Genomic DNA, 20,143 nt, shown 5'->3' with positions numbered 1-20,143 from the left:
AATGTGTGTTCGAATAGCTAGACTGATACCACGCTGATCGTCCGCAAGACCTGACTCTGAGATACGTGTGACTACGCCACCATTGTGATCGGCTGTCCCAATGTTGTTGTCCAGTTGTGTTGTCTTGGAGGGGGTGTGGCGATGATTGTTGTTGATCTGGTTGATGAGGTCATCGGTGCGGGGTTTCCTGATGATCCGACCGGGGTGGTGGCGGTGGTGAAAGACCTGATCACCTTGCGCAATGCCGTCGAGGCGCGGATGGCGACCGGCGCGGCGATCATCGACCGCCTCGGTGTGGCCACACGGATGGGGTCGACAACGCCGAAGGTGTTGCAAGCCAACGGTGCCGCGCCAGCAGCGGCGGCACGATGGCTACGAATCGGGACCGGCTTGGTGGGGTTGGATCGTACGGCCGGATACTTTCGGGACGGGTTCCTCTCCGCCGAGCACGTCGACGCAGTGACACGGGGCATTGCGCATGTTCGCAGCCGCTCCAAGGATGTGATGAGTGAGGACGTCCGATCTGAGGTCGAACGAAAACTCTTGGCTCATGCGATCTCTGGTGCACCACCCGCCGAGATCGGCCAGATCGCCCGGACAATGGGCAACGAGATTGCCGAGGAGTCGGGTGGGGTGCCGGCCGCCGAAGACACTTCGTTGAACAGCCTGGACTACGTCATCACTGACGATGGCCGGTTGTCGGGGAGATTTGATGTTGATGCGGTGACCGGGGAAAAGATGATGTCCGCGCTCGATGTGTGGTCCCGACCGCGTCCCGAACCGGACGGGAGCGCAGATGCTCGCACACCGACGCAACGACGAGCTGATGCCCTGCACCAACTCCTCGACTGTGGCGGCGGCGGGCAAGGATTTGTGTCGGCGCCGAGAACGGAAGTGGCCGTCACGGTCCCGGCCGATCACCCCGACCAGGCGGTGTTGCGGTGGATGGGCCCGGTCACCGAAGCAACCGCCGCAGCAGCAGCGTGTGATGCCGTGATCACCTCGATCACCCTCGACGGGCAGCAAGTGCCGATCGATCTGAGTCCACCCAAACGCCTGTTTGCCGGACCAGTGCGTAAAGCGATCCTGATCCGCGATACCTGCTGCATCAAATGCGGAGCACCAGCGACCTGGTCAGACTGCCACCACATCGTGCACTGGGCCGACGGAGGACCCACCACCCTCGCGAATGGGTGCCTGCTGTGCCGGACGTGCCACCGGGCCGTGCACCACACCGACTGGGACATCGTCATGGGCACCGACGGGCACCCTTGGCTCATCCCACCCGCCGACATCGACCCCACCCGACAACCACTACCGGCCTACAACCGCCGAACCCTCACCCTCGCAGCCTGACTCACCATCCACTGCAACAACACCTTCGTTCACCTGCAGCACGAATGACGACTTTACAGACCGCTCCACCCGGCCTCACTCGGCACAGCCGAGAACGCGCAGGCACATTGACAACTCCATAGTGTGAGGGCTTCACCCTCAGGAACGTAGCGGAGCTCGCGGTGTCACTCGCCCCTGTCGCGCAGTTCGTCGGTGACCCAGCCGACGTAGCGGTCGGCCGAAAATTGGACGATCGCAGGACCGTTCGACTCGATCACCTGACCGTCGAATCCTCCGTAGATCCGGTCGAACGACAGCGCCATAACCGTCGCCTCGATCTTCCGGACCAGGCGCGGGGGCAGCGGGATCAGATTGGGGTAGCTGCGCATGAACGAGACGCTGCGCCTGTCCGCGCCGACCATAAGTGTGTCACCGACGAAGATCGCTCCCCTGCCGTTGCCGCCATCCGGCCACAGCAGCACGGAGCTGCCAGGGAAGTGGCCGCCGCATTGCACCAGTTCGATGCCGCCGAACACGGGCTGACGATGGGTCCAGAACCGTATGACGTCGTCGGGTCGGGTCAGAGAGGTCGCGTCGGCCTGGTTGAAATAGACAGGCACCGAATCGAACTCGTGGCTCAGTGAGACACTGGCTCCTACAAGGTGAGGATGGCTGGACGCGATCGCCGAAATGCCTCCGTGGGACGCGATGAGCCGGACCAACGACTCATCGATGTAGCCCGGCGGTTCCCACAGCAGGTTTCCAGCCGGTGTTCTGATCAGAAAGGTTCGTTGCCCGATACCCACTTGCGGGTCGAGAGTGATGGCAAGCAGATCGGGCTCCACCTCGCTGCAGTCGATCGTTCGCTCGTCGAGGTCGGCCAGCCGAACCCACTGCTGACCGTCCGGCGGGACGAACTCACGTTCATCGGTACAGATCAGGCACTCCGCAGGCGGATCAACAGCGGGCGCATACTCGTTGGCGCAGTTGACACAGAACCAAGGGTCTCCGGATGTGGTGGGCGCGGACAAATCAGGAATCTCCGGGCTTGTCGAACTGAGCGCGCTTGTAGTCGCCGAACGGTTCGTCGCGCTCGCGTACCGCCTCGCGGAATCCGACTGTTGCCGAACGCATCTGGAATGCATAGCCCTCGCGGGTGTGTCGAGAGATGCCGTCGAAGACTGTGCTGACCATCGTCGAATTGGCAACACCCTGCGACAGCAGCGAACTGTTCATCGCCAACTTGGCCATGATGAGCTGGTTGATCGGCATCCGCGAGATCCGTTCCAGCAGATCCTCGGTGCGCTCGTCAAGGCGGTCCGCCTCCGGCGCCTCGATGGCCAGTCCCCACTCCGCAGCCTGTTTTCCGCTGAGGCAGTCACCGGTGAACAGAAGCCGTTTGGCCCGTTGGTCTCCGAGTCGGTGCGCCCACATCCCCGCCGCGGGAATTCCCCAGACGCGGGTCGGTGGGTAGCCGATCTTGGTGTCGTCGGCGCAGATGATCTGGTCGGCGTACAGCGCGATGTCGGTTCCGCCGGCGACCGCAAATCCGTGGAGTTTTGCCACCGTCGGTTTGTTGGCGTGCAGGAGACTGGCGAAACCCCGGTTGAATCGACTCATCATTGCGTAGTCGACCATCGGGTCCCATGTGCCATGAGGATTGTGGTTGCGCGCCTGCACAATCGGATCGAGTACGGTACCCGCAGCCGCGTCCGGACCGTCTGACGGATTCCCGCCGTTCTCCGCGAAGATCGACAGGTCGTAACCACCACAGAAACCCTTGCCACGTCCGGACACCACCATCACGTGCACTCGTGGGTCGAGATCGGCGCGCTCGACGGCGGCAGCCAATTCGACCGGGGTGTCGGCCGTGATGGCGTTACCCCGCTCAGGCCGGTTGAAGGTGATCCGCGCGATCCGGTCGGTGACCTCGTAGGTGAGGGTTCGATACTCGGCGTCCGGTTCAGCCCGCTCGCGTCCGGCGAACAGCGAATCCGAACCCTCCGCAAGGCCTTCTCGCCACGCGGCCGGCCGGGTACCGGAGTGGTCATCGTCAGCCATCAGCCATCGCCTCCCTCATGGACACGGTCCACGTGCATGGACCACCGTCAGTATGGGCGACGGCGACTCGTCGACGGCGCTCTTTTGCACACGGCGCTCTTTGCATACGGCGGCACGGTGGCCGGTCGGCCACAGACGCGTCGAAACCAAAACCAGAACTACCCCTTGTCTTATCTGTTAGTGCTCGCTAACGTTAGCCATGGCCGACAAACACTCGTACAAGGAGACATCATGGGAGCACCGGTCGCGTTCTTCGAGATCACATCGCACAACCCCGCCCGCCTCACAGCGTTCTACCGCGAACTGTTCGACTGGACCATCGACGAGAGCCAGGGGCCCGGATACTCACTGGTCGACACCGGCGCAGGTGAAGAGGCGGTTGGCGGCGGCATAGGCGCCCTCACCGACCCGGCGGAGACCGGCGGTGTGAGCGTGTACATGCGGGTCGACAACCTGCAGGCATCGCTCGACCGGGCCGAAACCCTCGGCGGCAAAGCACTCGTACCTCCCACGGACCTGCCAGACGGGTACGGCCGCTTCGCGATGTTCGCCGACCCCGACGGCAACACCATCGGGCTCTGGACATGACCGCAGAACAGCCCGGCGTCGACGAAGCCCTTCGTGCGATGGCCGAGCCCCGCCGCCGCGCCATTCTGGAACTCGTCTCCGGTGAAGAGCTCGCGGCCGGCGAGATCGCGGCGCGCTTCGAGGTCAGCCGTACCGCGATCTCTCAGCACCTCACGGTGTTGAAGGACGCCGGACTGCTTACCGAGCGGCGTGACGGGACCCGCCGTATGTACCGCACCCGCCCCGAGGGCATCGACCAACTGCGAGACATGCTCGACGGCATGTGGGCGTCATCTCTCGACGTCGCGCGGCAACTGGTGGAGGCCGAGCGCGGACTGACCGACGGTGACGAGGTGAACCGTGCCGGCTGAACGCGAGACCGACCAGTCCACCCGGCCTGGTAGCGACTCAGTAGTCCCCCTGCGGCGTCCGCCGATCCGCCAATCCACCACCGTGCGCAGCAATCTCGACCACGTCTTCACCACCTTCGTCCGAACCATCGGCGTCTGGTGGCCGCTGCAGCCCATGTCGATCGGCGGCGACCGCGCCCGCAGCGTCACCATCGAGGAGCACACCGGTGGTCGCGTCTACGAGACATGGGACGACGGCACCACCGCCGACTGGGGTCAGCTCGAAGTGTGGGAACCGCCGAGCCGGTTTGTCATGACGTGGCTCAACACTCCTGAGCCCACCGAAGTCGAGTTGGCGTTCAGCGCCCTCGGCCCCGCACTCACCAGAGTGTCCGTGGAACACCGTGGCTGGGAACGGCTCAGCGAGGAGCAACTTCGCGAAGATTGCGCTGCGCCAGGCGGATACAGCTCGGGCGCGTACTCCGGCGGGTGGGCCACCGCCCTCGCGGCCTCGGTCGCCGCCATCGAATCATCACTCACCTGAGCCTGAAAGGGCATCGCATGACCCACTTCGTGTACAAACTCATTCCACCTCGACCCACTTTCGGTCCCGGCGACATGTCCGACGACGAGCTCGCCATCATGGGCCGGCACGGTGCCTACTGGTCGGAGCTACTGTCCGACGGCACCGCGGTCATCTTCGGACCCGTCGTCGACCCGGCAGGCAACTGGGGCCTGGGGGTGGTGCGCGCCGACTCCGAGGCCGAGGTGCGGGCGATCAGCGCCGCCGATCCCGCGATCACCTCAGGCCTCGCGCGCGTCGAGATACTGCCGATGCCTGTCGGTATCGGCCGCGATGACACGGCGGGCTGACCGGGGCCTGCGTCACACCGTAAGAACCGGCTTCACAACAGCACCCGACCTCGCCGCCCGCCAAGCGTTGTCGAAGTCACTGAAGTCGTAAGCAGTGATGAGCTTTTCGAGCGGTAGGTCACCGCGCGAGTACAGATCGACGAGTTCGGGAATGAAGGTCTGCGGCACGCTGTCGCCCTCGACGATGCCCCGGATCGACAGCCCTCTTCCCATCACGAGTCCAACCGGGAGTTCAGCCGTCGGAGCACCCAGACCAACGATGCCCAACTGTCCTCGTGTACGCAGTGCTGCGACGGCGTCGGCGAGGACAGCCGGGATGGCGGTGGTGTCGAGGGCGTGGCCGACACCACCGGCGGAGAGTTCCACCACCGCCTCCACCACGGCGGATTCGGTGGGGTCGATGGCATGTGTAGCACCCAGATCAATTGCCAATGAACGTCTCTCGGCAACCGGATCCACTGCGACGATCGTGCGGCACCCGGCAATCCTTGCGCCCATCACCGCAGACAGGCCAACGGCACCTACCCCGAACACCGCGATCGAGTCGCCGATGCCCGGTCGCAGGGCATTGAGCACCGCACCGACACCGGTTTGCACACTGCACCCCAGCGGAGCGGCAGTGGCGGCATCGATCTGATCGCCGATCGAGACCGTGTTCCGTTGGGTTGCAATCGCATACGTCGAGAAGCTCGATTGCCCGAAGAACCCACCGACAACCGGGCCATTCGATTCGCTCGAGGCCCCCGGCCAGCTCAAGGCGCCGGACCCGTCCGCACGGTCACCACGCATGTTCAAGGTGGTCGATCGGTCGCAGTACGCAGGACGACCGGCCACACATTGTGGACACACTCCACAACTGTTGAACGTCAACACAACACGCTGCCCGACTGCGACTGTGGCACCCGGCCCCACCGCTTCGACCACACCGCAGCCTTCATGCCCGAATACGATCGGCATCCGCTTCGCCGGCCATCGGGCAGCCAGGGATATGTCGGTATGGCAGATGCCGACGGCACCGATCTTGATCAGCACCTCATCGTCAACCGGCTCGCGGACCTCGATGTCGGCGAGCACCGGGGCACCGCCCGCCTCAGTGAGTACCGCAGCTCGACTCGCGACCATGTCCGCCCTCCACTCGACCGATGAAAACGGATGGCACAACGCCCTATCGGCACCGCCATCTGACACTGACTGTAGTCACTTCCATCTGCGACCACGCGATCATTCGCGGGTGTCGCGGTGGCCGAACTCCTCTGGCACGCTACCCAGGGGTGCCGCGGGGTCGTCGATGCCGGATTCGCCGGAGCCGGACTCTGCCACGCCCGCGCTGTCGGACTCGTCCTGATCGAGTGCGTCAAGTGCGGCCCGCAGCGCATCGCTTGTGGCACCCGCCGCCAATGCAAATGGTTCGAGAACTACATCGGCACCGGCTGAGCGCAATTGTTCGGCATCGTGGCGGGTGTGCGCGGTGACCACCGTGCGGCCGGCGTACTTCGCCTGCCGAAGGTTGTGCAGCAGAGTCCTACTGGTGTCGATCACCGGGATGGTGCTGATGACGTAGCGCGTCTGCGCGAGCGGCAACGACTCGAGGAAGTGGACGTCCTCGGCACTGCCGAACACTGCCGGCCGTCCGCGGTTGTTGTGGTGCGCGACCCGTTGGGGGTCGAAGTCGACCACCAGCACCTTGTGTCCCGACTCGCTCAGGTGCTCGGCGACGTGGGTACCGAACCGGCCCAATCCGTAGACGATCGTGTCGATTTCGGGAGTGATGTCGACTGCCTCGGGACGCAGTTTCTCGGTCCGTTCGAACACCGCAACCCAGCGCTCCAGACGGTCGTAGATCGCACTCCAGTACAGGATCAGGTAGGTGGAACAGCCGATGGTGATGAGTCCGACGACCGTGATGAGACTGACTGTGGCGCCATCGATGTGGCCGAGACCGAACCCCAGAGCGGCAAGTATCAATGAGAACTCGGAGATCTGCGCGAGCGTGGCACCGGTGGCGAATCCCACTCGTACCGGGTAACGCATCACCGCCATGATCAACATGACGATGATCGGCTTGCCGATCAATACGAACGCCGAGAACACTAGCGCTTCGACCACTTGCCCACCGGCATCGGCGAACTCGAGTCGTGCCCCGAGGTCGAGGAAGAAGAACAGCAGCAAAAAGTCCCGCAGGCTGACCAGCCGTGCACCCATCGCATCGCGATACGGCGTTGCCGCCAGGGAGATGCCCGCGATGAAGGCGCCGACCTCAGAGCTGAAACCGAGCCACTCGGTCAACGCTGCGACACCCACGGCGTAGGCGACCCCGAACAGCACCAGCAGCTCTTGAGACCGCGCGATGTGACCGAGCAACCACGGCAACACGTACCGCATCATGAGACCGACGCCCACCAGGAGCGCAATGCCCTTGGCCACCACCAGCACCACACTGAGCCCGATGTTGGTGTCACCGCTGCCGTGCCCGACGGCGGTGAGCACGATCATCACCAGCACCACAACGATGTCCTGCACGATCAGGACACCGAGTGCGATCCGGCCGTGAAGCTGCTCGATCTCGTGTTTGTCCGAGAGCAGCTTCACCACGATGATCGTGGACGAGAACGTCAGCGCCACAGCCACATACAACGCGGCGGTGGCATCCATCCCGAACGCGATGGCACCGCCGTATCCGATGACCGCCGTCAAGATCACCTGACCCAGCCCGGTGATCAGCGCGATCGGCCCGGTGTTGCGGATCAGGTGGAGGTCGAGCCGTAAGCCGACCAGGAACAGCAGCACCGCGATCCCCAGCCGGGCCAGCAGCTCGATGGTCCCGTCGGCGACAACCCATCCCGTGCCGACCGGGCCGACAAGCACCCCGACGCCGATGAAAGCCACGATCATCGGCTGGCGCAGCCGGGTGGCGACAAGCCCCACGATCGCGGCCATCAGCAACACCAGCGCGATCATCGAGAAGGGCTCGAGGCCACTGTCGGCACCGAGATCAGCAGAGGTCGCCACCAGGCTGGTCACCAGGGCCCCGCCTGCGCGCCAAACGCCCGCGTGTGCCCGTCACGTGCGGTGACGAGGCCTGGCGCGGTGCGGGGCATATCGGAATTGTCGCTGGCGGCGCGAGGTCCCACAAGGCCGTGGGCCACGTGTCGGATCAGACGGGCCGGCTCAGCTCGTCCGGCGATTACCCAGCGGTCACTCGCGCTCGAGATAGAAGTAGAAGTGGCGGTCACGGACCAGCGACGTCTTGCCGTTCATGATGCCCATGACGTGGGTGTCGTCGACCTTCTTGAAGTGATCGATGACGGGCTGGCCGTCGTAGACCATCGAAGCGGTGGTCTCCCCGCGGAACTGCACATCCCACAGGCTGGCCTCGCCCTTGCCGAGTTCCTGATTCGAGTACAGGTTGCCGTCGTCGTCGCGGCACACCAGCGGTTTGACGTCGTAGATCGAATTGAATGTCTTGCCGTGCCACCGCGCCAGCTCGAGCTGACCGTCCATCTTGTGCCCACTCGGCAGCTCGCCCCCGGACCAGGCACCGATCATGAAGTCACGCCCGATCGGCTCCAACGCGGACCACAGTTCGTCCAGATGGGCGGGTTTGCTCACCGCCTGACTTTCCTTGAGCTCGAAGAACGTGGCCACGGCCTTGTCGTTGTCCATCCAGACCTCACTGCTCGGGGATTCTGCGCACAAGAGTAGTCAGAAATGACCAGCCGGCCAACCTGCTTGGCGGATCCGCTTCACAGCGTGCTCACGATGAGACCCACCGCAAGTGACCCCATGACCACGGCCACCAGCACGTCGAGCAGTCGCCACGCCCGGGGCTTGGCGAACAGGGGCGCCAGCTTTCCCGAGCCGAACCCCAGCGCGGCGAACCACAGGAGAGACGCCGCGCACGCACCAGCGGCGAACACCCATTTCGATTGCGGGCCATGCGTATTGGCGATTGCGCCGAGGGTGATGACCGTATCGAGGTAGACATGGGGATTGAGCCAGGTCAGCGCGCCCGCTGTGCCGACGGCCGCCCATCTGCTCGTCGCGGCCACCGCGTTGCCTGCGTCGATCGCCGCCGGCCGCATCGCCCGGCGGGCGGCCAGTGCCGCCAGCACCAGGAGGTAGCCGGCACCGGCGAAGGTGGCCAGGTCGACCACCTGCGGGTGCGCGGTGACCACGGCGCCCAGGCCGATGACGCCGGCGAGAATGAGGACGATGTCGGACGCGGTGCACACGGCGACGACCGGCAGGACGTGCTCGCGACGAATACCTTGCCGCAGGACGAACACGTTCTGTGCACCGATGGCGATGATCAGACCCGCCCCGGTCAGGAGGCCGGCAACCGCCGGGAAGAAGTAGGACACCAGGCCACGCTAAGTCGGCCCGTCCAATCAATCCAGCGAATGATTTTCATGGAGCATTAGAATGACTTACGTGGACATCACCAGCGAAGGACTGCGCACGCTCGCGGCGGTGGTCCGAGGGGGCACGTTCGACGCTGCCGCCGACGCTCTGCACGTCACACCGTCCGCGGTGAGCCAGCGAATGAAAGCCCTGGAGGCGTCGGTCGGGCGGGTCCTGGTGCAACGCACCAAACCGGCCCGCGCCACCCCGGACGGTGAGGTTCTGCTGCGACTCGCGGCGCAATGGGATCTGCTGCGACGCGAAGCCGAATCCACTCTGCTCGGCCATCCCGAAGCGCTCGCGGCCGATCCGCGGGATGTCCCACGCATGCACCTGCCAGTTGCGGCGAACGCGGACTCGATCTCGATCTGGCTGCTACCGGTGGTCGCCGAGATACAGCGGCGCCACCCCGTCGCGGTGGAGGTGCTCAGGGACGATGAGAGTCACTCCACGGGATTCCTGCGGTCGGGGCAAGCGGTGGGGGCGGTGACCTCCGACCCCATCCCCGTGCGCGGCTGCGCCGCGATTGCTCTCGGCGCCATGCGTTATCTCCCGGTGGCCAGCACCGACTTCATCGACACATGGCTTCCAGACGGGCTGCGTGCGGCAGACCTGGCGCGTGCGCCGATGGTGGCGTTCGACCGCAAGGACACCATTCAGACGGACCTGCTCAACCGATTGACCCGACGCCACGTCGACCCCCCGGTCACCTATGTCCCCGCATCGGTGGAATACCACCGAGCCGTCGAACTCGGGGCCGGATGGGGAGCGGTCCCCGCCGCGCAGATCGCCCCGGCGCTGGCGGCAGGAACGGTTCGCACACTGGGCAAACACCACGTCGACATCCAGTTGTACTGGCAGTACTGGAAACTCGAGTCACCGATCGTCAACGACCTCACCGAGCTCGTCGTGGCCGGCGCGAAGCAGTTCCTGATCTGACACGCCCGCCTTCACCTCCACGGCGGGAAGCGCTTCGGCCTTGGTGACCACCTCGACAGTGGCCGGCCCGTCGCGCAGGGGATGCGCGATCTCGTCGTGTTGCAGGCGGGCGACGAAGAACGCGATGGCGGCCACGGGAACGGGAGCGATGCCCGCGATGACAAAAGTGGTTGTCAGGCCGATCCATTCACTCACCGGTGCCGCGATCGCCATCGACACGGGCATCAGCGCGATGGACACGAAGAAGTCGAGACTCGAGACCCGCCCCAGCATGTGCGGCGGGACGCGGCGCTGCAGCAGGGTGCCCCAGATGACCATGGGTCCGTCGAACGCGAAACCGAGCACCAGGCCCGCGAGGACGAACACCCACACCTCGGTGGCCATGCCCATCACGACCAACGGCAACGACGACAGACCCCAGACCACGAACATCACCGTCAGGTACCGGCGCGGCATCGGCATGGACGCCATCACCAGGGAGCCGATCGCTCCCCCGATTCCGAAGGCCGCCAACACCATCGCGTGTGAACCGGCGTCGCCGCCGGCGCGTTCCTTGACCGCGAACGGCACCAGCACCTCCAGCGGCCCCATCACCATCAACACCATCAGCAAGGCGAACAGCAGCGTCGCCAAAAGCCAAGGGGTACGCCACATGTACACGAATCCCTCGGCAATATCGGTGACCGTTCCGCGGACCAGCTCTGCTCGCGGCCTGGGCTCTTGCTTGGCCGGCGTCGGCCGCATCAGGAGGTAGAACACCGCCGACAAGGCCGAGGCGACCGCCGACGCGGTGATCGCAAGGGCCGGCGACGACAGCGCGATCAGACCGCCGGCAACTGCCGGGCCCGCTGCCTGAAAGATCGTGGGACGCAACGTGCCCTCGATGCCGTTGGCGGCCATGAGTTCCTCGCGCGGCACCAAAGACGGCAGCAATGCCGAATAGGTCGGGTAGTAGATGCCCGTCGTGATCCCGCCGATGAGCGAGACCAGCGGCAGCTGCCACATCTGCAGCGTGCCGGTGAAGCCGAGCACGCCCACGAGGCCGATCACAATCAGTTTCGCGAACTCGAGGGCGATCAGGATGGTGCGCTGCGACATCCGGTCGGCCAGCACTCCCCCGAGCAACGTCGAGGCCACCATGCCGACCGCAGCGACGGCAGTGACCAACGACAGCTGCCCTGGGCCGCCGCCGAGGTCGATGACCTGCCACACCACGCCGACAGTCCAGATCCCGTCGGCGAACATCGCCAGCACCAGGCCCATGCACAACAACCGGTACTGCTGATGCCGAAACGGCTTCAGCGCACGGGGCAGCGACGTCGGCATGGACACCCCGTCAACTGTGCCCGATCCAGCGGCGCACATGCCACCCGATTTCTCGCCGGCAGGCTCCGGGCACCATGGGCACAAAAAGAACCCGCCACCACCGGGTCACGGTGGTGGCGGGCTTGTTCTCGGCGAGAACGTGAGGTCAGGTCACTTCACGCCGACGACTACTTGCGCGATGGCCGCGATACGGGTCTGTGCTGCCGAGACCACTCCGTGGCGGTTCTTGTGCGCTTCCTCGTATGCGATCACCAGACGGACGTCCGACGGCTTCTCGAGCTCCTTGATCGCCGCGACGACCGAGCTCACATTGAGCGACTCGTAGTCATCGATCGGGAGATCGGCGGGGTCGATGGTGCCGGTGCCTTCGCGGGCCGCGTGCAGCCGGTCCGCTGCATCGTTCGCGCCGTTGGCCCGAGCAGTCTGCTCTGCCGCTTCCAGAGCCGCGTCCCTGCTGGCGCTGGCAGTCTTGCGTGCCGTGTCTCCGGCGCGCGAGGTACGAGCGAGTGCGTCCTGTCCGGCCTTGGCGGCTCGGCCCAGCGCGGCTTCGCCGGCCTCTTCGGTGCGGTCGAACAATGCGCTGACCTGAGCCGGGGCGTTACGGATCGCATCGACTGCGCGGTCGACGCCACGTGCGGTGAGCGTGGCCGGGATGCTGGCGGCGCGAAGTGCAGCTCCGCTGGCGGCCTGCAAAGGTCCGCGACGCAGTGCAACCGGTCCGCCGATGGCTTCCTCGGCGAGCAGCGTGGTGAGCCAGACGACAGTCGACTCGTGAGCATTGATCAGCTGCTCGGACAGCGTGACCACAGTGGTCTCGTTCTCCGCTGTGGCGAGCGCCTTCACGTAGCGTGCCCGGTCGAGCAACTGGTGCTCGAGCGAAAGGTCGCCCAGCAGCGCCTCGTCGAGCGGCTGCGCCTGCTCGGCCAGGGCCTTCACGGACGCGGCCAGACGGCCGGCGATGGGCCGGATGACATCGGGCAGACCACCCAGGTCACGGATGGCTTCTTCGATTGCCTGTGCACGGAGCCGGCCATTCTCGGCGTTCTCGGTGAGTTCGCGACGAACTGCCTCGGTCCGTGCCTGCGCGGTACGCGTCTCGGCGATCTGGATCTCGGTGTTGGTCAGGGTCAAAATGGTGCGCAACTGCTGGCGCAGCGTTGTCGATGTGGTGCTCATATCTCTCCTTCGGTTGGACTCTCTGGTCGATAGAGCTGTCGAGGAAAGGCGTACCCGTGAGGGTTGCAGGTAAACGATGCAGAGATTCAGATCACAATTCGATAACCTTACGGCGCCTAACTACCGTTTTGACCTGCTCGCATTCAGAACCCGCCTGATCGTTAATTATGGTACCAATGGTACCGAATTAATTCGATGGGGAGGCAAATCATGGACCGAGTAGCAGGCAAGGTGGCTCTTATCAGCGGTGGCGCCCGCGGCATGGGCGCATCCCACGCCAGGGCGTTGGTGGCCGAGGGCGCCCGCGTGGTGATCGGCGACATCCTCGACGAGCCCGGCCGGCATCTGGCCGACGAACTCGGCGATGACGCTCTGTACGTCCACCTCGACGTCACCCAGGAAGACAGCTGGCACGAGGCCGTGGCGACCACCCTCGACGCCTTCGGCAGCCTGTCCGTGCTCATCAACAACGCGGGGATGGTTAATGGGAACCTGATCGCCGATTTCTCGCTGGCCGACTGGCAGGCCATCCTCGACGTCAATCTGACCGGCACCTTCCTCGGTATCAAGGCGGCAGCGAACGCCCTGGCCAACTCGGCACCCGCGTCGATCATCAACGTGTCGTCGGTGGAGGGCTTCCGCGGCAGCCCAGGGCTGCACGGCTACACCGCGACCAAGTTCGCGGTCCGCGGATTGACCAAGTCCGTGGCGCTGGAGCTCGCGCCCAAGAACGTACGGGTCAACTCGATCCATCCCGGATTCATCCGGACGCCGATGACCGAGGCGATCCCCGAGGACTTCCTCACCATCCCGCTCGGACGTGGCGGCGACCCCGAGGAGGTCTCGGCAATGGTGCTGTTCCTCGCCAGCGACGAGTCGTCGTACACCACCGGTGGCGAGTTCGTGGTCGAAGGCGGGCTGCTCGCCGGCGTCCCCCACAAGACCTTCTGACCCGGGCCGGCATGCGGATAGCGATCACCGGCGGCACCGGATACGTCGGTGCACACATCCTCCACGGTCTCGACCACGCGGGTTTCGACCTCCGGGTACTGGTGGCACCGCACGAAGATCCGTCCCTCGTCAACCGGTTGGCACCGTCGGGGCGTGCCTCGGTTCTGACGGGTGACGTGCGGGATGCATCGGTTGTCACAAGCCTGCTCGACGGCTGCGACGCCCTGATCCATGCAGCCGGCGTTGTCGGCACCGACGACCGGCAGGCCGACCTGATGTGGCAGATCAACGCTCACGCAACCGAGGCGATCCTGCGGACGGCGGTGAACACCCGCCTCGATCCGGTGGTCCTGGTGAGCAGTTATGCCGCACTGTTCCCCTCCCCCGACCCAGTGATCGGACCGGACAGTCCCACCGCCACCGCCCGCAGCGCCTACGGGCAGACCAAGGCATATGCCGACCGGGTGGCTCGGGAGCTACAGCAAGCAGGCGCGCCCGTGGTGGTGACGTACCCCGCGAGCGTTGTCGGGCCGGCGCTGCAGACCGCCGCGGGTGTGACCGAGCGCGGTTGGTCGCCCATCGTCCGGTCGAGGATCGCGCCGGTGGTCGACGGGGGTATGCAGATGATCGACGTTCGCGATGTGGCCGACGCACACGTGGCGATGATGACGCCCGGGCGCGGTCCGCGTCGGTACATCCTGGGCGGTCAGATGCTGACGTTCGCGCGCATGATCGATCTGCTCGAACGCGGAACTGGACGCCGATTCGTTCGGATACCGTTGCCGGGCAGCGTGTTCCGTACACTGGGCCGGATCGCCGACACCGTGGCCGGGATTGTTCCGATCGGCGGACTGAGTTACGAGGCCGCGCAGTTGCTGACCGCGGCCACCCCGACGGACGACTCGTTGACCCGCACCGACCTCGCCCTGACCTGGCGCTCGGCGGAGACCGCGATCCTCGAAACCCTCACCACCGCTTCACCGAAGTGATCTGGGCGGGCGAAAGAACCTGCATCACAATGCGGCCGTGAGGATTTCGATGATCCTACGCCGCAAGACGTCGGAGTCGTCGTCGGTGGCCACCGCGCTGAGGAACAGCGCCGACCCCGCAGCGAGGGCCAAGATGGCGCGGGCATTGATGTCCGGATCGGCAGACTTGGTCGACTCCGGGTCGGCGGCGAACAACGATGCGGGCGGCCCACTGAAATCCGACCACAGGCGCCGGCGTAGGTCATCGTTCTCCCGCAGCGCCTGAAGCAATCCGGGGACCGCGGCCCGTACCTCCGGGGTGGCGAACAATTCGTGACTTCCGTTGACCGTCTCGGTGATCCACTGCACCCGGTCGGATCCGTCGAACCGCGACATGTCGGGCTCGGGCCCGAGGATCGCATGCAACACGAGTTCGGCCTTGGTACGCCACCGGCGGCGCAGACTCGCCCGCCCGACGCCGGCTTTCGCCGCGACAGCACGCAGGCTCAGACCCTCCCACCCGACATCGAGGAGCATTTCGCGGGTCACCGCGACTATCCGGTCGTCGATCGAACCGTCGCGAGGCCGGCCCGGAGGCCTCGGCTCGTCAGCTGCCGCTTCTGTGTCCGATGTGCTCACCGCACCGATTCAATCACCGCACGGACGACTCGGGGACCGTCGGTGCGGCGGCGGGGGTGGTGGCCCGGCCGAAGATCATCGATTCGCCGATGCGATCGAAACGGTGATCGAGGGAATCGAGGAGAAAGTTTTGTCGCACGTTCCAGGGACGTCTGGTGCCCGACTTCGGCAGCGCATGCGGCGATCGCAGGACGTAACCCGCCTTGATGTCCCACGCGAACTTCTCTGTTAGCACCTCGTCGCCGAGATGCGGGTAGGCGTGCGTGTAGCCGTGAGACGTCATGTGCGCCAGCAACTTCGCCACCGATTGCGCCGTCATGTCGGCGCGCAGCGTCCATGATGCGTTGGTATAGCCCACACACCAGGACATGTTCGGCACGTCTTCGAGCATGTGGCCCTTGTAGACGAATCGATCGCTCGGTTTGACGTCCTCACCATCGACGCTGACGGCGATCCCGCCCAGCGCTTGCAGTTGCAGTCCGGTGGCCGTGACGATGATGTCGGCGTCCAGGTGCTCCCCTGACCGGAGCCGGATCCCGTCGGAATCGAACGTGTCGATGTGGTCGGTGACCACGGACGCCTTGCCCTCGGCGATGGCCTTGTACAGATCAGCGCCGGGCGCCAGACACATCCGCTGGTCCCACGGCTGGTAGGAGGGTTTGAAGTGGGTGTCGACGTCGTAACCCTCGGGGAGGTTGCGGACAGCGATGTTGCGCAGGAACCGCTTCGCGACGCCGGGCGACTTGCGTGCGACGAGGTAGATGAAGGAGTTCAGGAGAACGTTGCGCCACCGCACCACGTTGTGAGCGATCTTGCCTGGCAGCACCTTTCGGATCACATTGGCCAGTGGCTCCACCTTCGGCATCGAGATGATGTACGTGGGTGTCCGCTGGAGCATCGTCACCGACTCCGCTGCCTTGGCAAGAGCCGGGATCAGCGTGATCGCCGTCGCCCCGCTGCCGATCACCACCACCTTCTTGCCGGTGACGTCGATATCCTCCGGCCAGAACTGAGGATGGATCACCTGGCCGGCGAAGTTCTCCAGACCCTCGAACTCAGGTGTGTAGCCCTCGTCGTAGTTGTAGTAGCCGGTGCCGAAGAACAGGAACCGGCACCGGAACGTGGCCTCGGTGCCGTTGTGCTCGGCATGCACGGTCCAGGTGTCGGAGGACGAATCCCAATCGGCCGACCGGACTCTGGTGTCGAACCGGATGTGCCGATCGATGCCGTACTTGTGTGCGGTGGCGGTGATGTAGTCGCGGATGTGGTCGCCGTCGGCCACCGACTCCTCACGCGTCCAGGGCTCGTACGGAAAGCTGAGGGTGAAGATGTCGCTGTCCGAGCGGATTCCGGGGTACCGGAACAGGTCCCAGGTGCCGCCGATTCTGGAACGGCGCTCGAGCAGTGTGTAGGTGAGAGATGGATTCTTCTCGGCGATCCGGTAGGCCGCGCCGATCCCTGACAGCCCCGCACCGATGATGACAACGTCGGTGTAGGGGATGTCGGTGTCAGAGACGTCGGGCGCTTCCGGGCGTTCTTGCCCTCGGATGTGCTCTTGCCGTTGATCGTCAATCACTGCGCAGACCTCCACTTGTCGCGGCACCGGGCCGTCTGCCCGAGCGCGGCCGTGGCCGCGGGGGCTCATCCCAGCGCGACGACCGCGCCTACCGACCCGAGGACCACGATAAGCACGAGGAGGTCCATAAATCTCGGACTCCGGTCAGATCGGGACACCGATCCCACGCCACCTCGGGCTTCGATGGCGGCCGCGAGCTCGCGCCCGTTCTGGCAGGCAAGTGAACACACGATCGGCAGACAGGCCGCCCACCCGTTGATCCTCTCCCGCGCCGTCTGCTCTTTGTCGGACCTGCGCTGGGCGATGGTCTGCAGCAAGGTGCGGAAATCACTGATCAGGAACGGGCACAACCGCAGCGCAAGGGCCACCGACACCGCGGCCGACTGCGCGGGGATACCCAGCCGCGCTGCCCACCCGACCAGCCTCTGAGCAAACGCAGGTATCTCGACCATCGGGGTGGTCCAGCAGAACAGCAACGCGCTGTACAGCGAGATGACCGTCATGCAGATGAGGATTCCCCAGTACGCGGCACCGCCCATCCCGAACTCCACCCCGCCGACGATGACGTATGGCTCGTCGCCACCGAGGGCGGTGATGAACCCGCCGAAGAGTGTGATCCCGACGAGCCAGAGCGGCAGTCGGGGAACGGCAGCGCGCGGCACCCTGCCCAGCACGGTCCAACCTGCGGCGATCGTGGCGCCGACGGCAACACTGAGCCAGGTGGGTTCGAGCGCGAACATCAGCGCGATCGCCGCCAACATCACCAGTTTTGTCCCCACCCACCACTTGCGCGCGGGTGAGGCGTGCGGCAGCGTGCGCACCACGCTGGCCAGGTTCGCGGTGGATTTCAGACTCGACGGCGGCGGCGCCGGCGTGACCGGCTGCCCGTCGACGGTGCCCTCGTCGACGACAATCGTCCTGTCGACGAGCTCGTCGAGCTCACCGACATCATGCGAGATCACCACGAGTGTGGTGCCCGACGCCTTCACCCGCTGCAGCGCGGCGACCATCGCGGCGCGAGCCGGGGCGTCCAGACCGGCGAGCGGCTCGTCGAGAACCAGCAGTCGCGGCTTGCAGGCGAGTAGCCCGGCCAGGGCCACCCGGCGTTGCTGACCCACCGACAACTCGTCCACCAGTGCGTCACCGATGACCGCGGAGTTGAGGCCGAGTTCGAGCAGCGCCGCGTTGGCCGCGGTGTCGTCGACACCCGCGGCATCTTTGACGTCCGCGCGGGCGCGAGACCGAACGATCTGCAGGCGCGAATACTGGAACCCGAGCAACGCGTGTTGCCGACCGTTCTGCACCGGCATCCCGTCGACCAGCACCCGGCCCGAGGTGGGCTGCTGCAGCCCGGTCATCACCCTTGCGAGGGTGGACTTGCCGGCTCCGTTGGGGCCGGTGAGCAGCACGGCCGAACCCGGCTCGAAGTGCAGGTTCAACCCGCTGAAAATCTGGTTGTGCCAAGGCGTTCCGGCGTCGTGGGCGTACCCGACGTCGATCAGGCTGACCTGGGCGCCGCGGATGGCGCGGCCGGCGCCGGTGGTGGTTCGCAACTTGGTGGACACCGACGAATGCCGGGAGTCCAGCGCGATCTCCCGGTCGGCGACGGCCGATTCGTCGGTGTCGTGGGTGATCTGGAGGACGGCGGTCTCACCGTGGTCGGCGAGCGACCGGAAGATCCCGTTGACAGCCGCGCGACCCTCCTGGTCGATCATCGCCGTGGATTCGTCACTGATGAGCACGGCAGGATGTCGGGACAGCGCCGCCGCTATCGCAAGACGTTGCAGCTGACCACCCGACAGGGTCCCGGTCTCGCGGTACAACATCCCGCCCAGACCGACCTGATCGAGCAGTGCCTCCATCTGGATTTCGGTCAGGCCTGGATTGCCCCACGCGAGGTCATCGGCCACCACCATGCCCAACACCTGGGTCTCGGGCCGTTGACTGATCACCGCGGTGCCACCCGGACGACCCAGTCCGACCGCCCCGGGCCGACTGACGGTGCCGGCGGTGGGATCACGACCGGCGACCACTTTGGCGAGAGTCGATTTGCCGACTCCGTTGGGCCCGGTCACCGCCACCAGTTCCCCGGCCGCCAGGGTCATCGACACATCGGCGATGACCGGCTCTGTTGCACCCGGGTACGTGACGGCGACGTTGTCCAGACGCACGGGCAAGGGGCCGACGGGGCCGGAGTCCGGACGTCGTTCGTCGGTGTGCGGTGTGCCCAGTCGGGCGATCATCGGCGGGACCGGGCGGCGATGAAGGAGGAACACGGTCAGAGCGGAGAACGTGACCCCCGCGATTCCGGACGCGGGTATCGCGATCCACCAGTAGTCGAGACACCAGTTGACCGCCGGATCGACCACGGACGTGAACTGGTCGAAGCCCGCGTTGTCCATCAACCGCTTGGTGCCCCGCCACCCGTTGTCGATCTGTTTGATCATGAACTCGCGGTAATCGGTGAACAACGCCAGGAAACCGGTCGCAACAGCGGCCGACGGCACCGCGATAGCGAGCAGTGCGGTGAGGGTGACCCGGGGAGCGTTCCAGCCACGACGTAACGCGATGCCCGAGAGCGTGCCGAAGATCGCCGCGCTTCCGACCAGGTTCGCGGCGGAGAACCCGCCGAACAAGAACGCCACGATGTACCCGGTGAGCGCGCCGAGCAGGCTCACCCGCAGGCGCCGGCGCCCGGCAAGGATCGCGAACGGCACGGATGCGACCAATGAGGCCGCGCCCCCGATGGGCAGAAACCGGCTCAACACACAGATCGCCGCCGCGACGTCTGCGAGGGCCGCTGCTTCGGCGATCTCGATGGCGGTGACGCGCCGGCGGGCTCGGGCGCTCATCGGTTCGCTCACTGCGCCACCGGCTTCTTGTTCCTGTTGCTGTTCGATCTGTCCAGATTGCCAGAGGACCGAGCGACGGCCATCGGCCTCACGGATGATATTCGGTATGGCCGCAGGTCAACCGCGGCT

19 protein-coding genes are annotated in these 20,143 nt (G+C 65.5%); 8 read left to right on the top strand and 11 right to left on the bottom strand.

Annotation, left to right across the window (positions count from 1 at the left end):
* The first annotated feature begins 141 nt into the window (after nucleotides 1-141).
* On the top strand, nucleotides 142-1,356 hold the full coding sequence (locus KXR83_RS19370) for a DUF222 domain-containing protein (protein ID WP_437426206.1): 1,215 nt from the start codon (nucleotides 142-144) through the stop codon (nucleotides 1,354-1,356).
* A gap of 164 nt (nucleotides 1,357-1,520) precedes the next feature.
* Here the strand turns inward: KXR83_RS19370 and KXR83_RS19365 are convergent, their stop codons facing one another.
* Both KXR83_RS19365 and KXR83_RS19360 read right to left on the bottom strand, forming a co-directional pair.
* On the bottom strand, nucleotides 1,521-2,366 hold the full coding sequence (locus KXR83_RS19365; protein ID WP_437426205.1) for a hydrolase: 846 nt from the start codon (nucleotides 2,364-2,366) through the stop codon (nucleotides 1,521-1,523).
* Nucleotide 2,367: 1 nt separating this feature from the next.
* Nucleotides 2,368-3,399 (bottom strand): crotonase/enoyl-CoA hydratase family protein, encoded by a 1,032-nt coding sequence (locus KXR83_RS19360; protein ID WP_437426385.1) that lies wholly within the window; start codon nucleotides 3,397-3,399, stop codon nucleotides 2,368-2,370.
* Nucleotides 3,400-3,627: 228 nt separating this feature from the next.
* On the opposite strand from KXR83_RS19360, the gene KXR83_RS19355 reads away from it, so the two are divergent.
* From KXR83_RS19355 to KXR83_RS19340, 4 genes are read left to right on the top strand one after another with little or no spacing between them, the layout of a single operon-like run.
* Nucleotides 3,628-3,984, top strand: coding sequence for a VOC family protein (locus KXR83_RS19355; protein WP_437426204.1), 357 nt, complete (start codon nucleotides 3,628-3,630; stop codon nucleotides 3,982-3,984).
* The gene (locus KXR83_RS19350) at nucleotides 3,981-4,334 is read left to right on the top strand and encodes an ArsR/SmtB family transcription factor (protein ID WP_437426203.1); all 354 of its coding nucleotides are present in this window, start codon (nucleotides 3,981-3,983) and stop codon (nucleotides 4,332-4,334) included. Before KXR83_RS19355 ends, KXR83_RS19350 begins: the two co-directional genes overlap by 4 nt.
* Entirely contained in the window at nucleotides 4,324-4,857 is a 534-nt protein-coding gene (locus KXR83_RS19345; RefSeq protein ID WP_437426202.1) for an SRPBCC domain-containing protein, read from the top strand. The genes KXR83_RS19350 and KXR83_RS19345 overlap by 11 nt, the downstream gene beginning before the upstream one ends.
* A gap of 17 nt (nucleotides 4,858-4,874) precedes the next feature.
* Entirely contained in the window at nucleotides 4,875-5,186 is a 312-nt protein-coding gene (locus tag KXR83_RS19340; RefSeq protein ID WP_437426201.1) for a YciI family protein, read from the top strand.
* A gap of 12 nt (nucleotides 5,187-5,198) precedes the next feature.
* On the opposite strand, the gene KXR83_RS19335 is transcribed toward KXR83_RS19340, so the two are convergent.
* The 4 genes from KXR83_RS19335 to KXR83_RS19320 all read right to left on the bottom strand — a co-directional run bounded on the left by KXR83_RS19335 (nucleotide 5,199) and on the right by KXR83_RS19320 (nucleotide 9,550).
* Entirely contained in the window at nucleotides 5,199-6,308 is a 1,110-nt protein-coding gene (locus KXR83_RS19335) for an NAD(P)-dependent alcohol dehydrogenase (RefSeq protein WP_437426200.1), read from the bottom strand.
* Nucleotides 6,309-6,407: 99 nt separating this feature from the next.
* Entirely contained in the window at nucleotides 6,408-8,207 is a 1,800-nt protein-coding gene (locus KXR83_RS19330; protein WP_437426199.1) for a cation:proton antiporter, read from the bottom strand.
* 174 nt (nucleotides 8,208-8,381) lie between these two features.
* A complete protein-coding gene (locus tag KXR83_RS19325) occupies nucleotides 8,382-8,849 on the bottom strand; it encodes a DUF4334 domain-containing protein (protein WP_437426198.1) in 468 nt (155 codons plus the stop codon).
* An 80-nt stretch (nucleotides 8,850-8,929) separates the two neighbouring features.
* Nucleotides 8,930-9,550 carry a LysE/ArgO family amino acid transporter gene (locus KXR83_RS19320; RefSeq protein WP_437426384.1) on the bottom strand — a complete coding sequence of 207 codons (621 nt, stop codon included), beginning with the start codon at nucleotides 9,548-9,550 and terminating at the stop codon, nucleotides 8,930-8,932.
* Between the two features lie 67 nt (nucleotides 9,551-9,617).
* On the opposite strand from KXR83_RS19320, the gene KXR83_RS19315 reads away from it, so the two are divergent.
* Entirely contained in the window at nucleotides 9,618-10,526 is a 909-nt protein-coding gene (locus KXR83_RS19315) for an ArgP/LysG family DNA-binding transcriptional regulator (RefSeq protein ID WP_437426383.1), read from the top strand.
* On the opposite strand, the gene KXR83_RS19310 is transcribed toward KXR83_RS19315, so the two are convergent.
* Together KXR83_RS19310 and KXR83_RS19305 are read right to left on the bottom strand one after the other, a co-directional pair.
* The gene (locus KXR83_RS19310) at nucleotides 10,464-11,852 is read right to left on the bottom strand and encodes an MFS transporter (RefSeq protein WP_437426382.1); all 1,389 of its coding nucleotides are present in this window, start codon (nucleotides 11,850-11,852) and stop codon (nucleotides 10,464-10,466) included. The two genes, KXR83_RS19315 and KXR83_RS19310, sit on opposite strands and share 63 nt — an antisense overlap.
* Before the next feature lie 150 nt (nucleotides 11,853-12,002).
* On the bottom strand, nucleotides 12,003-13,028 hold the full coding sequence (locus KXR83_RS19305; RefSeq protein ID WP_437426197.1) for a ferritin-like domain-containing protein: 1,026 nt from the start codon (nucleotides 13,026-13,028) through the stop codon (nucleotides 12,003-12,005).
* A 210-nt stretch (nucleotides 13,029-13,238) separates the two neighbouring features.
* Here KXR83_RS19305 and KXR83_RS19300 point away from each other — a divergent pair, with 210 nt between their 5' ends.
* Nucleotides 13,239-13,979 (top strand): glucose 1-dehydrogenase, encoded by a 741-nt coding sequence (locus KXR83_RS19300; RefSeq protein WP_437426196.1) that lies wholly within the window; start codon nucleotides 13,239-13,241, stop codon nucleotides 13,977-13,979.
* An 11-nt stretch (nucleotides 13,980-13,990) separates the two neighbouring features.
* Complete coding sequence (locus KXR83_RS19295; RefSeq protein ID WP_437426195.1) at nucleotides 13,991-14,968, top strand: NAD-dependent epimerase/dehydratase family protein; 978 nt, start codon at nucleotides 13,991-13,993, stop codon at nucleotides 14,966-14,968.
* 24 nt (nucleotides 14,969-14,992) lie between these two features.
* On the opposite strand, the gene KXR83_RS19290 is transcribed toward KXR83_RS19295, so the two are convergent.
* The 3 genes from KXR83_RS19290 to KXR83_RS19280 form a co-directional block, all read right to left on the bottom strand.
* Nucleotides 14,993-15,586 (bottom strand): TetR/AcrR family transcriptional regulator, encoded by a 594-nt coding sequence (locus KXR83_RS19290; protein WP_437426194.1) that lies wholly within the window; start codon nucleotides 15,584-15,586, stop codon nucleotides 14,993-14,995.
* 13 nt (nucleotides 15,587-15,599) lie between these two features.
* Nucleotides 15,600-17,135: a flavin-containing monooxygenase gene (locus KXR83_RS19285; protein WP_437426381.1), complete on the bottom strand. Its 1,536-nt coding sequence runs from the start codon at nucleotides 17,133-17,135 to the stop codon at nucleotides 15,600-15,602.
* 92 nt (nucleotides 17,136-17,227) lie between these two features.
* On the bottom strand, nucleotides 17,228-20,014 hold the full coding sequence (locus KXR83_RS19280) for a DUF2232 domain-containing protein (RefSeq protein WP_437426193.1): 2,787 nt from the start codon (nucleotides 20,012-20,014) through the stop codon (nucleotides 17,228-17,230).
* Nucleotides 20,015-20,143 lie beyond the last annotated feature (129 nt).

This window comes from Williamsia muralis (genome assembly GCF_051487485.1).
Classification (GTDB): Bacteria; Actinomycetota; Actinomycetes; order Mycobacteriales; family Mycobacteriaceae; genus Williamsia; species Williamsia muralis_B.
This window is presented reverse-complemented; position numbering and strand designations above follow the sequence as displayed.

What these genes read in the sequence shown, in the direction of transcription:
- KXR83_RS19300 (WP_437426196.1), top strand. Translation starts at nt 13,239, where the DNA reads ATGGACCGAGTAGCAGGCAAGGTGGCTCTTATCAGCGGTGGCGCCCGC.
- KXR83_RS19280 (WP_437426193.1), bottom strand. Translation starts at nt 20,014, where the DNA reads ATGAGCGCCCGAGCCCGCCGGCGCGTCACCGCCATCGAGATCGCCGAA.
- KXR83_RS19310 (WP_437426382.1), bottom strand. Translation starts at nt 11,852, where the DNA reads ATGCCGACGTCGCTGCCCCGTGCGCTGAAGCCGTTTCGGCATCAGCAG.
- KXR83_RS19305 (WP_437426197.1), bottom strand. Translation starts at nt 13,028, where the DNA reads ATGAGCACCACATCGACAACGCTGCGCCAGCAGTTGCGCACCATTTTG.
- KXR83_RS19355 (WP_437426204.1), top strand. Translation starts at nt 3,628, where the DNA reads ATGGGAGCACCGGTCGCGTTCTTCGAGATCACATCGCACAACCCCGCC.
- KXR83_RS19325 (WP_437426198.1), bottom strand. Translation starts at nt 8,849, where the DNA reads ATGGACAACGACAAGGCCGTGGCCACGTTCTTCGAGCTCAAGGAAAGT.
- KXR83_RS19370 (WP_437426206.1), top strand. Translation starts at nt 142, where the DNA reads ATGATTGTTGTTGATCTGGTTGATGAGGTCATCGGTGCGGGGTTTCCT.
- KXR83_RS19335 (WP_437426200.1), bottom strand. Translation starts at nt 6,308, where the DNA reads ATGGTCGCGAGTCGAGCTGCGGTACTCACTGAGGCGGGCGGTGCCCCG.
- KXR83_RS19340 (WP_437426201.1), top strand. Translation starts at nt 4,875, where the DNA reads ATGACCCACTTCGTGTACAAACTCATTCCACCTCGACCCACTTTCGGT.
- KXR83_RS19295 (WP_437426195.1), top strand. Translation starts at nt 13,991, where the DNA reads ATGCGGATAGCGATCACCGGCGGCACCGGATACGTCGGTGCACACATC.
- KXR83_RS19350 (WP_437426203.1), top strand. Translation starts at nt 3,981, where the DNA reads ATGACCGCAGAACAGCCCGGCGTCGACGAAGCCCTTCGTGCGATGGCC.